Source organism: Lentibacillus sp. L22 (genome assembly GCF_040812445.1).
Classification (GTDB): Bacteria; Bacillota; Bacilli; order Bacillales; family Amphibacillaceae; genus Lentibacillus_C; species Lentibacillus_C daqui.
In genome coordinates, this window is the sequence record NZ_JBFNXI010000022.1 from 1 (window position 1) to 12,484 (window position 12,484).

11 protein-coding genes are annotated in these 12,484 nt (G+C 41.8%); 5 read left to right on the forward strand and 6 right to left on the reverse strand.

The window, feature by feature from the left end; all coding sequences use genetic code 11:
• Positions 1 to 178: 178 nt before the first annotated feature.
• Entirely contained in the window at positions 179 to 859 is a 681-nt protein-coding gene (locus tag ABRT01_RS10970; protein ID WP_269409523.1) for a hypothetical protein, read from the reverse strand.
• A 114-nt stretch (positions 860 to 973) separates the two neighbouring features.
• On the opposite strand from ABRT01_RS10970, the gene ABRT01_RS10975 reads away from it, so the two are divergent.
• From ABRT01_RS10975 to dacB, 3 genes are all read left to right on the forward strand, one after another.
• Positions 974 to 1,732 (forward strand): gluconate 2-dehydrogenase subunit 3 family protein, encoded by a 759-nt coding sequence (locus ABRT01_RS10975; protein ID WP_269409522.1) that lies wholly within the window; start codon positions 974 to 976, stop codon positions 1,730 to 1,732.
• 23 nt (positions 1,733 to 1,755) lie between these two features.
• Entirely contained in the window at positions 1,756 to 3,471 is a 1,716-nt protein-coding gene (locus ABRT01_RS10980; protein ID WP_269409521.1) for a GMC family oxidoreductase, read from the forward strand.
• A 508-nt stretch (positions 3,472 to 3,979) separates the two neighbouring features.
• Positions 3,980 to 5,494 carry a D-alanyl-D-alanine carboxypeptidase/D-alanyl-D-alanine endopeptidase gene (dacB, locus tag ABRT01_RS10985; RefSeq protein ID WP_483308154.1) on the forward strand — a complete coding sequence of 505 codons (1,515 nt, stop codon included), beginning with the start codon at positions 3,980 to 3,982 and terminating at the stop codon, positions 5,492 to 5,494.
• 95 nt (positions 5,495 to 5,589) lie between these two features.
• Here the strand turns inward: dacB and ABRT01_RS10990 are convergent, their stop codons facing one another.
• The 4 genes from ABRT01_RS10990 to ABRT01_RS11005 form a co-directional block, all read right to left on the reverse strand.
• On the reverse strand, positions 5,590 to 5,913 hold the full coding sequence (locus tag ABRT01_RS10990) for a hypothetical protein (RefSeq protein ID WP_367747142.1): 324 nt from the start codon (positions 5,911 to 5,913) through the stop codon (positions 5,590 to 5,592).
• A 277-nt stretch (positions 5,914 to 6,190) separates the two neighbouring features.
• Positions 6,191 to 7,411: an MFS transporter gene (locus ABRT01_RS10995; RefSeq protein ID WP_269409519.1), complete on the reverse strand. Its 1,221-nt coding sequence runs from the start codon at positions 7,409 to 7,411 to the stop codon at positions 6,191 to 6,193.
• Positions 7,408 to 7,839, reverse strand: coding sequence for a MarR family winged helix-turn-helix transcriptional regulator (locus ABRT01_RS11000; RefSeq protein WP_269409518.1), 432 nt, complete (start codon positions 7,837 to 7,839; stop codon positions 7,408 to 7,410). The genes ABRT01_RS10995 and ABRT01_RS11000 overlap by 4 nt, the downstream gene beginning before the upstream one ends.
• A 483-nt stretch (positions 7,840 to 8,322) precedes the next feature.
• Positions 8,323 to 8,502, reverse strand: coding sequence for a hypothetical protein (locus tag ABRT01_RS11005; protein ID WP_269409517.1), 180 nt, complete (start codon positions 8,500 to 8,502; stop codon positions 8,323 to 8,325).
• A 422-nt stretch (positions 8,503 to 8,924) separates the two neighbouring features.
• On the opposite strand from ABRT01_RS11005, the gene ABRT01_RS11010 reads away from it, so the two are divergent.
• Positions 8,925 to 9,146 carry a transposase gene (locus ABRT01_RS11010; RefSeq protein ID WP_269412565.1) on the forward strand — a complete coding sequence of 74 codons (222 nt, stop codon included), beginning with the start codon at positions 8,925 to 8,927 and terminating at the stop codon, positions 9,144 to 9,146.
• Positions 9,147 to 9,156: 10 nt separating this feature from the next.
• Positions 9,157 to 10,683: a gluconokinase gene (gene gntK / locus ABRT01_RS11015; protein WP_269412564.1), complete on the forward strand. Its 1,527-nt coding sequence runs from the start codon at positions 9,157 to 9,159 to the stop codon at positions 10,681 to 10,683.
• Positions 10,684 to 10,983: 300 nt separating this feature from the next.
• Here the strand turns inward: gntK and ABRT01_RS11020 are convergent, their stop codons facing one another.
• Positions 10,984 to 12,396, reverse strand: coding sequence for an MDR family MFS transporter (locus tag ABRT01_RS11020; RefSeq protein WP_269409515.1), 1,413 nt, complete (start codon positions 12,394 to 12,396; stop codon positions 10,984 to 10,986).
• Positions 12,397 to 12,484 lie beyond the last annotated feature (88 nt).

Below are 12,484 nucleotides of genomic sequence, written 5' to 3' on the forward strand. Positions count from 1 at the left end.
GCGGAAAAGCAAGCCAACGACGAAATTCGAAGTGTCATTTTTACCGGACTTTTTGAACATCCTATATAATAGTAAATGAATCATGGATGAAAATGGTAAGGGCAGTTGTAATAAGGTTTGAAATATTTTAGGGCCAGTTCTCCACTAATGCGGTGTAGGACTGACCCCGTTATTTCCATTATTTCGCCATTTCCAATAAGGTTAGTACATCTTTGGAAGCGGTCGAAAAAGATGATGACTGAATATCATCTTTGATGCGATTAATCAGATCAACTGCTTTTGGGTTGGTCACTGTCAGGATCTTCACATCTCCATTAAACATGTCGTTGATCTCTTCCTTGGCTTGATCAAGATTATCGTAGCTTTTATCCCGATCTTTGTTTACTCCTGCTGGTGGCTCTCCATGACCAGACATCCCCCTGGTGCCGCTTAACACGTCGTTTTGCGTGTGGTCGTACTCATGGCTCGTTGTTTCTTTCGTATTTCTTGCCAAGACGACGGAATCATCAATTACGAATACTTTCACACCGGTAATACCTTGTCCTTTTAAAATGGATTCAAAATACGATGACACACCACCTTCATGAATTCCGGAACTTCCGATTGAACCATAAATGCTGTTTCCCATTCCCGAGTAAGTCGTGCCATCCCGATTGGTTGTACTTGTCTTATCACTAATCTCACTGGGGATAATATCTGGGTTATTTACATCTCCTTGATGATGATCGGCAACGTCCATGGTTTTTCCATCTTGCAACTCATTGGCATCGGCAGCTCCCTGATCGTTCTGACACGCAGAAACAATAAGGATCATACCAAGAAAAAGCATCAGTATGGGTCCTTTCCAAACTGTTTTCATCCACTACACCTCCATGTTTATAGTTTCACTTATCATGCCCCGTTTTTTTTCATGCATGAGTGGTTAATTATGGTGACATAATAAGCACGAATAAACGGGAAGGAGGTTTTTTAATTGGCAGATGACAATAATCAGGACCAACAGGAAAAAGATGTATCAAGGAGAAAGTTTTTACGCAATTCCGGGATAGCTGTTGGTGGACTGGCCGTTGGCGGCGTCGTCGGCAGTCTGATCCCATGGGGTACAACTGATAATGATAGAAACCAAGTGAAAAACCAAACGGCAAACCAAAAAGGAAAAAATTATAATCACGCCTTAATGTATTTAACGAAAGCCGAGTTTCAAACAGTTGAAGCTGCAACCGAACGGATCTTTCCAAAGGATGATCGCGGGCCGGGTGCAAAAGATCTTGGCGTGCCGTACTATATTGATCATCAATTGGCTGGTTCATATGGTTTTAATGCCAGGGATTATATGGAGCCACCGTTTTATCATGGTGAGAAGGTTCAAGGGTATCAAGGCCGACTGAAACGCCGGGAAATATTCCGGATTGGTTTGCGTGAACTGGACAACCAAAGCCAACAAAAACACAAAAAAAAGTTTAAAGACCTGACCGATGAACAAATGGATAAAATGTTACAGGGCTTTGAAGGAGACAAGATAAAATTAAGCACGGTTTCACCAAGTGGATTTTTTGAATTATTAAGGAGTATGACATTAGAGGGATTATACAGTGATCCCCTTTATGGTGGAAATATTAATATGGATGCGTGGCGAATGCGAAACTACCCAGGGGATCAAATGGGTTACATGGATGTCATTGAAAAAGATTTTCAGAAAATCGAGCCAAGCAGTCTCCGCGATCATATGTAATAGAAGAGAAGAGGTGGCTAAATATGGCGAAAAAGATGCCAAAAACAGATGTTGTTATTGTTGGAGTTGGCTGGGGCGGCGGGATTATTGCCTCTGAGTTAACTAAAAAAGGTCTTCAGGTTGTTGGCCTTGAAAAGGGTGAAGAGCGACATACAGAAGATTATTATATGGTGCATGATGAATTACGTTATGCCGTTCGCAAAGAATTAATGCAGGATTTATCCAAGGAAACCTTAACATTCAGAAGTAATGAAAAAATGCGTGCCTTGCCGATGCGACAATATGGCTCGTTTCTATTAGGGGAAGGACTTGGCGGGGCAGGCGTGCATTGGAATGGACAAGCTTTTCGTTTTCTGCCGTATGATTTCGAAATCCGCAGTAAAACAATTGATCGCTATGGAAAGGACAAAATTCCGGCCGATATGACGATTCAAGATTGGGGGATTACCTATGATGAACTCGAGCCCTATTTTGATCAATTCGAGAAGATGGCTGGTATTTCCGGTGAAGAAAATCCATTAGGAGGAAAACGTTCGGATAAATATCCAACCGGACCTATGAAGCATTCCAAGCAAATGGACTTATTTAAAAAGGCTACCGAAAATTTAAAATACCATCCGTATACGATCCCATCGGCGAATTTGTCGGAAAACTATACGAACCCGGATGGCATTGCCCGGTCTGCATGTCAATACTGTTCTTTTTGTGAGCGGTTCGGCTGTGAATATGGGGCAAAGGCTGATCCGGTTGTAACGGTTATTCCAGTTGCCAATAAAACAGGAAAATTTGACTTACGGACACATTCCTGGGTACGACGGATTGTACATAAGGGCGGGAAAGCAACAGGAGTGCTTTATACCGATACGACAACAGGTGAAGAGATTGAACAGCCGGCAGATATTGTTGTGGTAACCTCCTATGTGTTTAATAATGTAAAATTGTTGCTTAACTCAAAAGTAGGTCGTCCCTATGATCCCGCGACAGGAAACGGTGTAATTGGAAAAAACTACGCCTATCAAGTTATTAAGGGTGCAGCTACCGGTTTTTTTAAAGATCAGGAATTTAATAACTTTGCTGGTGCTGGTGCTCTGGGCATGGCTATTGATGATTTTAATGGGGATAATTTTGATCATTCCGATTTGAATTTTATTCATGGCGGCTACCTTGCACTAACCCAACCCGGGGCGAGACCAATCGAGAACAATCCAATTCCAAAGGGCTCTCCGACCTGGGGGGCAGATTTTAAGAAAAATTCGCTTGAGTATGTGAACAAGACGTTATCAGTCGGGGCAATGGGTGCGAGTATGCCTTACAAACATCACTATCTTGATCTCGATCCAACGTACAAAGACACGTTTGGTGATCCGCTCATCCGTATGACTTTTGATTTTGAGGATCAAGACAGCGAATTGGCCAAGTTTACTGCTAGTAAGGCTAGCGAGATTTTAAAAGAAATGGGTGCCGATCAGATTGATTCCATGGATGAATTGGGACCATATGATATCACAACGTATCAATCCACTCACAATACAGGCGGTGTCATCATGGGTGCTGACCCTGACTCATCTGCAGTGAACAATTACTCACAAATGTGGGACATGGATAACGTGTTTGTGGTTGGCGCATCGGCATTTGCCCATAACAGTGGCTACAATCCGACAGGGACGGTTGGTGCAATGGCTTACCGGGCTTCAGAAGGTATCCTGAAGTATAATAAGAATGGTGGTATGCTTGTTTAAACCTGACAGGGGTACCGATTGGGTTTTAATTTAGACTACACCTCAGTAATTTTATAGAGCAGAGCACATTTATGATTATCTTTGGTTTGTGGTAACTTCCGCCTTCAAAATAGAAGGCGGAAGTAAATATTTACCTTCCAATTTCTTTGATTTCACTTTCATTCAGTCCGGTGTGTTTAGCAATTAATTCGATACTTATCCCGTCCTTTATCAGGTTTTTGGTTACTTCAATTGTTTTTTCTTCTCTCCTATTTTTTCTCCAGTTTCCTCATCTCTTTTTTCAATCAAATCCAAATGTCGTTCAAATCCCGAAGTCATTTCACTAACCTCCTTTGCTACATTAATTATTTTCATTGCCTGATCACGATTGTTTCAGGTAGTCGTTTGACCACAATTCGTTTCATCCATTTTAAAAATACGGATCCCAGTATATAAAAGAGGAATTTGACCAACGAATGTGGAAATACTTCATAGCAGGTAAATATGATGAGGTGAAAACGTGCGATATATGAAATTTGGTGTTTGTGGGCTTGTGCTTCTGGCTTTAGTCATGCTTGCATCACCGATATCTTCAAACTATGATGAAGAATTTGTATCGAAGGCAAAGGAGATGCGTGTAATGAAACAACAAACCCGATCGGACGAAACAAGTTCCTTGAAAAAGCCGTTAGACAAATTGATTCAACAGGAACCCCTCCTGGACGGCGCGCTCGTTGGCATAAGCATTCGTTCCGCTGACACGGGCAACATTTTGTACGAGCATTTGGGAGATACAAGATTACGACCGGCATCCAATCTGAAACTCTTAACAGCCGCATCCGCTCTTTCTACACTAGGCGATGATTATACTTTTCCCACTGAGTTGCGAACAGATGGTACGGAGAAAGGAAACAAACTTCAAGGCAATCTTTATTTAAAGGGAAAAGGGGATCCAACCCTACTTCCTGACGACTTCGGGACGTTTGCCAAAAAAATAAAGAATAGGGGGATCGAAACCATTGAAGGCGATATTATTGGTGATGATTCATGGTATGATGATGACCGTCTCTCTCCGGATTTAATTTGGAATGATGAACAGTATTACTACGGTGCCCAAATATCAGCGTTAACTGTTTCGCCGGACAAGGATTATGATGCCGGAACTGTGATTGTTAATGTTCGTCCGGGCAGTGCTGTTGGTGTGAAGCCGACATTTTCAATCAAACCCGCGACCGATTACGTACAAATTGTCAATAAGGCAGAAACGGTTGCTGCCGGGGAGGAAGCGGATATTACCGTTGAACGGGAACATGGATCGAATACGATTATCATCAACGGAACCATTCCTGTTGGATCCGCTGATGTCCGTGAATGGATGGCAGTTTGGGAGCCAACGGACTATGCATTGAATTTGTTTCAGCAGGCATTGGAAAAGAATGATATTTCCTGGACAGGAGAGGTAAAGAGCGGTAAAACGCCTGCCAAGACGAAGAAGCTTTTTTCCCGCCAATCCATGCCACTGTCGGATTTGCTTGTTCCGTTTATGAAATTGAGCAATAATACGCATGCAGAGGTACTTGTAAAGGAAATGGGGAAGAAAAAGAAACGGGAAGGCAGCTGGGAGAATGGGCTGGAGGTGATGGGAAAAGAGCTGGACGATTTTGGTTTAGATAAAGATTCTATGATTATCCATGATGGTTCAGGAATCTCCCACGTTGATTTGATCCAGCCTCATGAAATTACGAAATTACTATATCAGGTGCAAAATAAGGATTGGTTTTCTTTCTATTTAAATGCGCTACCAGTTGCCGGTGAAAAAGAAAAAATGACGGGTGGCACATTACGTGAGCGGATGAAAGATTTACAGGGGAAGGTACGTGCTAAAACGGGAACGATTGATGGAGTAAGCACATTATCAGGATATATGGAAACAAAAGCTGGTGATAAACTTATCTTTTCCATTATGTTGAATAATTTGCTGGATGAGGAAGAAGGGCCGGAGATAGAGGATAAGTTGGTACAAATTATTTTTGATCATGGTTGAATCTACAAATAGACAGCAAAAAAAGGGAATCAGTGCGATTCCCTTTTTTTGCTGATTCGTAACAAGCAACTACGCTTTTCGATAGTTCCCCAAGCTTATTGGAAACTATTATTGTTATTTTGTTGCTGAGTAGCCTGCGATTGCGGCTGCTGTGACTGTTGTACTTGTTGCAATGCTTGTTGCACTTGCTGTTGTGCCTGCTGCAATTGTGTGTTTTGCTGGGCACCGGCATTAGCTTGTGCATTTTGTAGTTGTTGCTGGGCTTGCTGCAACTGTTGTTGTGCTTGTTGCACTTGCTGCGGATTTGCACTAGATTGTGCCTGCTGCACTGCTTGTTGCGCTTGTTGAGCCTGTTGCAGTGCTTGCTGCGCCTGCTGTTGATTTTGCTGTTGATTCTGGTTTTGATTTTGATTTGCCATCATAAAACCTCCCACGATTTTTTAGAGCAGATGCTCACAGTTACTATGGTTTACGAATTTGCGCTAGTTATGTATATTTATCAAAAAAAGACTCACAACTGCTGTCTGGAAAAAGTAAACCGCCGATAAAAGTGGAAAAATCGCCGATAAATTGTGCCAAATCGCCGTAAAAATAGTAAAGGTCGCTGATAAAAGCACCAAAACCGCCGATAAACTTTTTACACCCAGTTTAGTGTAAAAAGTTTAGCAGCAAAGTTGGCAGGAATGGTCGTGCATATCAGCTACTCGTGTTGGCAGATAATTCATTGCTTTGCGGCGTATGATGCTTATGCTGCCATGATTGATGAACCATAAATAAGATCGTGGTAACAACAACTAATAGGGCACATAACAAATATAGACTTGGGAATCCGAAACCACTTACGACAAAGCCCCAGATAAATGATCCAACCGCGATTCCGGTATCATACACCATGAAAAATGTTGCTGTTGCATGGCTGCTTCGGTGACTCGGTGCTGCTTGAATCGCCATCGTTTGAAAACTTGGCAGGATGGTTCCATAACCAAGCCCGGTTAAAGCCGCTGATAAAAGCAGCATCCAGCCGTTGTGTGTAATACTTAATGCAGCAAGACCAACCGCGAAAAGCAATAGACATGGCAGAATCACATATTTAGGTCCCTTCGTATCAAATAATGGGCCGAAATATGGCCGCGATATGATCATGACAATCGCGAACACTAAAAAGAAATAGCTCGAAACAGATGCAAGCCCAATAGACTCCGAATAAACAGAAACAAAGGAAAGCACACTTGCATATGCCAGAGACGCCAAACTGCATATTAATGAAATTGGTAGTGCTTTTAATTCAATCATATCGTGCAACGAAAACTTTTTGTTAACTTGTTCCTGTTGTGTATTCGTATTTTGCGCAACATGGACTACCAGGGAACAGACGATACCGCCAATCATTAGTATGCTAAGTGTTGTAAACAGTACTTGAAACGATACAAATTGCAGTAAAGTTAAACTAATGAATGGACCAGCAACAACTGCCAGATTCATTGCCATGGCAAAATAACCAAGTCCTTCCCCGCGACGTTTTTCCGGAATAACATCGGCTGCTATTGCTCCGGTTGCGGTTGAAATCACCCCAAATGAAATTCCGTGAAAAAGTCGCAATAACATTAATGGCATGAATTGATCTGTCCAGATGTAAACAAACGTTGTTGCAGTATAGATGGCTACACAAATAATGAGCCCTTTTTTCTTTCCAACCCAATCCAAAAATTTGGCCGAGAATGGTCGCACAATGATGGCGGTTATCAGCATTAATGTGACTGCTAGTCCACCCTGTGCATTCGTTCCACCCAGTTGTTTAATGACGAAGATTGGCAAGGTTGTTAACAAGGCATAAAACGTCAAGTATACCATAAACTGGGTTACGGAAATTCCAATAAAACTTTTTGTCCAAATTGGTTCCTGATAATTTTTATTCAATCCAATTCCTCTCCTGTAGCATTTATTTTTAATAATAGTTGTTGTAAATCCGCTTTTTCTTCCGATGTAAAACTAGCCAGCATGCTCTCTTCCAACCGATCCATTTTCTGATGGATGGTCGCAAATTTATCTTTGGCATCACTTGTTAGTGCAATAACACGTTCACGTTTGTCGTTACCCTGTGTACGAATGATCCAGCCGTTATTTTCCAATCGTGTAATTGTTCTCGTAACGGTCGGTGCCTCAACATTTAAATATTTCCAGATTTCTGTTTGTGTCATCGAACCAAATTTTTCAAGACAGTAAATAATCGACCACTGGGATGCATATAAGCCATATTCACGCAGCAGGTTATTCATTTCTTTGGCAATGTAACGGTAGCGCTGGTTTAATAAGTGAAATAAATCGCGATTCATATTACTGTTCATAACCTCACTCCTGTATAATACTTACCTAGGTAAATAATTTAACCTAGCTTATATTACGCCTTTTACATTGATTTGTAAAGAGGGGAGTAAATTCTGATTTTATTAAGGAAAGTACGCTTATTTAAAATCAATGGAAGGGTGGTAGCCTCCAAGCGTCAATTTCATCTATTTACAGGTGATAAACCGAGCGAATGCGTTTAATAGATGACTGGAAAATATGGAAAATCTTTTTAAAAAAAGGGTTATCACGGTCGATTGCAATGAAAAAACACGAAGAATCAGCCGAGAGCAGGGATAGGAAAGGAAAAAATCCGAGAAAAAGTTGAGAGTATAGCCGTCATGTTTAAAAGAAAGGAAGGTGAGGCGGATAAGAGAGAAAAAAATCGGGTTGCAATAGAAAGGTACGACAATGCAAAAGTTCACATAAAAATTGGAAGGGTCTTTCAAAAGGAGACCCCTCCATTCCGACCATGTGTTAAGTAATTATGGTTCACTCGGATCATATTCATCATAAATCAGCCTGGTGACTTTTGTTGAATCGCTATGTTCGACTTCTGATCGAGTAGCATCTTCGCCATACGAATCTTCTTCATCGATTCCCGGTGCAACAACATCATGATCTATTCGAGTTTGTCCGTTCTTTTTATTCATTTTTTTATCCAATACTTATCCCTCCAATCGTGTTTTTATTCTTTGTTGTAAACAATCAAATTATGACATAGAGATTATATTGTTACCCACATTAAAAAATCTTCTACCCCGGTCGATATTATCATTTTTGGGTCAATATAGTAGCCCGTTCGGTTGATGTTCCGGTTTTTCTGGACGATATAGCGATTCACCAGGTCGAAATCCCCGTTTATTTGGTCGATATAGCAGCCCACACGGTCGATGTTAACCATTATTCGGTCGAAGCCCCTACCCGCGTGATCGATTTTCTGATTATCCAGTTCATATCCACCCGCACCCGATCAATATATAAGTTTTTCAAACAATTCAATACTCAAGCTTTGTTAATATCAGTAAGGATTTTCCGTGAAACTAATGAAAAATTCGCCTAATGATGTATGAAATAGTATACTTGCATATATGTAAAACAAGTCATCAAGGTCCGTTCCATTCATGAAAAGGTAGCAAACCAAAGAAGAGATTTTTTACATAAATTAAGTTACCATTTGGCAAAAGACTATTCCATTATTGCTGTGGAGGATCTTGACATCCGTCGTATGGTAACCAATAAAAATAAGATAGAAAAGCTGTGGAACAGTAAGGAAATGATGCGAAAAGTGAGGGAGTCTTATGAATAAACATAAATACATGATCGGGGTAGATATCGGTACAACAAGTACAAAGGCGGTTTTATACCGGGAAACAGGGGAAATTGTCGCGAACGAAAATAATGGCTATACATTGTCTACACCTGATATAGCAACTGCTGAACAGGATCCGGAAGAAATTTTTCAGGCGGTGCTTTTATCCATCCGCAACGTGATGAAAAATGCCGAAATAGACCCGGAAAATTTATCTTTTATCTCATTCAGCAGCGCGATGCACAGTATCATTGCCATGGACAAAAATGATCAACCTTTAACTCCATGTATTACCTGGGCAGATAATCGAAGTGCACATTGGGCCACAAAAATCAAGGAAGATTTAAACGGCAAGGATATTTACAGGCGAACCGGTACGCCGATTCATCCAATGTCGCCGCTTTGTAAAATTGCCTGGATGGAACATGATCAACCTGACCTGGCCAAACAAACGAAAAAGTATATCGGCATCAAGGAGTATATCTTCTATCAATTATTTGGCGATTACGTGGTTGATTATTCGATTGCGTCTGCGATGGGGTTAATGAATCTGAAAGCGCTGAAATGGGATCAACAGGCGCTTGAGGTTGCCGGTATTTCAGAGGATAAACTGTCACGACTTGTGTCTACAAAAGAAATAATGACCGGTTGCCACAAACTGTTCGCAGAGGAAATGGGGATTCTTCCAGAAACGCCATTTGTCATTGGGGCAAGTGATGGGGTGCTGTCAAATATTGGTGTAAATTCCATCAAAAAAGGCGAGGTTGCCGTAACGATCGGGACAAGTGGCGCAATTCGTACCGTTATCCCCAAACCGCATACCGATGAAAAGGGGCGTATTTTTTGTTATGCCTTAACGGAAGACCACTGGGTTATTGGTGGACCGGTTAACAATGGCGGGATGGTATTGCGATGGATCCGTGATGAATTTGCTGCAAGTGAGGTGGAGACTGCGAAACGACTTGGTGTCGACTCGTATGAAGTGTTAACGAGAATTGCCGATCGCGTGGAACCAGGGGCAAACGGCTTACTTTTCCATCCGTTCTTAGCAGGCGAAAGGGCACCATTATGGAATGCGGATGTACGCGGTTCATTTATTGGCCTAACCCTGAATCATCAGAAAGAACATATGGTAAGAGCAGCTTTGGAAGGGGTTATCTTTAATTTATATTCTGTGTTCCTGGCCTTGGTGGAAGTGATGGATACACCAGTGACGGCGATCAAAGCAACAGGTGGGTTTGCCAGATCAAAAACATGGCGGCAAATGATGGCAGATATTTTTGACCAAAATGTCATTATTCCGGAAAGTTACGAGTCTTCTTGTTTGGGCGCATGCCTGTTAGGGTTGTACGCACAGGGTAAAATTGATTCATTTGATGTGGTAGAAGAACTTGTTGGTGCAACCTATAAACATCAACCAAATCCGGAACATGTTAAAGCATATAGAAAACTCATGCCCATTTTTATTAGCATTTCCCGCGTTTTGGAATCAGAATATGAAAAACTGGCAGCATATCAAAAGGAAAAATATTGATGATGGGAGTATAGTTGTCACGAGCATGGAAACCAATGAAAAATCCTTGACAAAGTTGGAATTATACGAAAAGTTAGCGCAAGTAGAGGCGCAAATCAATAACGGAGAAGAACCTTTGGATGGGGAAAAAAGTCTTTAACGACCTAAAAAATATGCCGGAAAATAAATATGTGGACAAGGGGGGTTGGGAGAAGGAACAATTAGCTTATCAGCACCGATAACTCCTTGTTCCTCCCCTCATTATTCTACCCTTTTGGCGAATTACCTTCTTCATGAAACGCCCCAGCAACTTCCCGGTTATTATTCATCTGGAACTCGAGATTGCTCCTCAACGGACGTATTGCCTTTCTTGATGAAGAAGCTTAGCACGATACCAATTGCAGAGAGTACTGTAATGATCATAAAGGCGACATTTACGCCATGAATCATTGGGTATGGTATATTCGGTTTATGTTCGGCCGCTGCACCCGTTGTGGTCATGACTGTAATCACAATAGCTGTTCCAATCGATGCTGCAACCTGGCGCATGGTATTGGTCATCGCCGTACCATGCGGAATCAGTTCTTTTGGAAGCTGGTTTAATCCGGCTGTCGTTGCAGGCATCATAACCATGGAGATACCGAACATCCGAATGGCGTACAACAACATGACCATGAACATGGACGTTTCAACACTCAGATTGGAAAAGGCAAAGGTGGTAACCGTAATAATCGTGAACCCGATGACCGATAACCATCTCGCTCCGAACCGGTCAAATATGAGACCTGTAATCGGAGACATCATCCCATTCACGAGTGCGCCTGGCAAGATGGCGATACCTGCTTCCATTGCCGTAAAGTCACGCATGTTTTGCATATAGAGCGGAATTAATGTCTCGGCACCGATCAGTCCCATAAATGCGATCATGGGGAGAATCACAGACAATGTGAAAATAAAGTTTTTAAACACCCGGAATTCCAGCATAGGAACTTTCATACGCAATTGACGGATAATGAAAAGAACCAATGCTGCTGCACCAACAACTAGAGTGGTAATGGTGATGATACTCCCCCATCCATTGTTGCCCGCGCTCGTAAAGCCATATAAAAATCCGCCAAAACCAAAGGATGACAAGATAATCGATAACATGTCAAGTTTCGGATACGTCAACTCCGTCACATTTTTCATGACTTTGGTAGCAACCAATATCTCAATGATGGCAATTGGCAGTATAATAAGGAATATAGCCCGCCAGGAAATATTCGTAATGATCCAGCCGGACAAAGCGGGACCAATCGCAGGAGCGAAAGAAATCACTAGCCCCACGAGCCCCATTGCCACCCCGCGACTCTTGACAGGGAAAATCAACAAAAATACGGTTTGCATTAGCGGCATGATAACCCCCGCACCAGTGGATTGAATAATTCGGCCCAACAATAGCGTACCAAAATTCGGGGCGATGGCGGAAAACGCTGTTCCAACAGCAAACACACTCATTGCGGTGATAAATAGCTGTCTCGTTGTGAACCGTTCAATCAAAAACGCCGTGACAGGAATCATCACGCCGTTGACAAGCATAAAAACGGTAGTCAGCCATTGACCGGTGTTGGCACTCACATGCATTTCGTTCATAATTGGTGGAATAGCTGTAATCATCGTGGTTTGATTTAAAATAGAAATGAATCCACCTGCAAGGAGTAGGATAATGATTGACTTTTTATTAAAAGATTGCAATTCTCGGTGCCCCCACTTCCTTTTAAGATTAATAGAATACAAATAATACTACAGAAAAAGTTTGAGCATGTCGAATTAGATGTTTTGC

Coding starts and splice junctions, on each gene's coding strand:
- ABRT01_RS10970 (WP_269409523.1), bottom strand. CDS start 859: ATGAAAACAGTTTGGAAAGGACCCATACTGATGCTTTTTCTTGGTATG.
- ABRT01_RS10980 (WP_269409521.1), top strand. CDS start 1,756: ATGGCGAAAAAGATGCCAAAAACAGATGTTGTTATTGTTGGAGTTGGC.
- dacB (WP_483308154.1), top strand. CDS start 3,980: ATGAAATTTGGTGTTTGTGGGCTTGTGCTTCTGGCTTTAGTCATGCTT.
- ABRT01_RS10990 (WP_367747142.1), bottom strand. CDS start 5,913: ATGGCAAATCAAAATCAAAACCAGAATCAACAGCAAAATCAACAGCAG.
- ABRT01_RS11000 (WP_269409518.1), bottom strand. CDS start 7,839: ATGAACAGTAATATGAATCGCGATTTATTTCACTTATTAAACCAGCGC.
- gntK (WP_269412564.1), top strand. CDS start 9,157: ATGATCGGGGTAGATATCGGTACAACAAGTACAAAGGCGGTTTTATAC.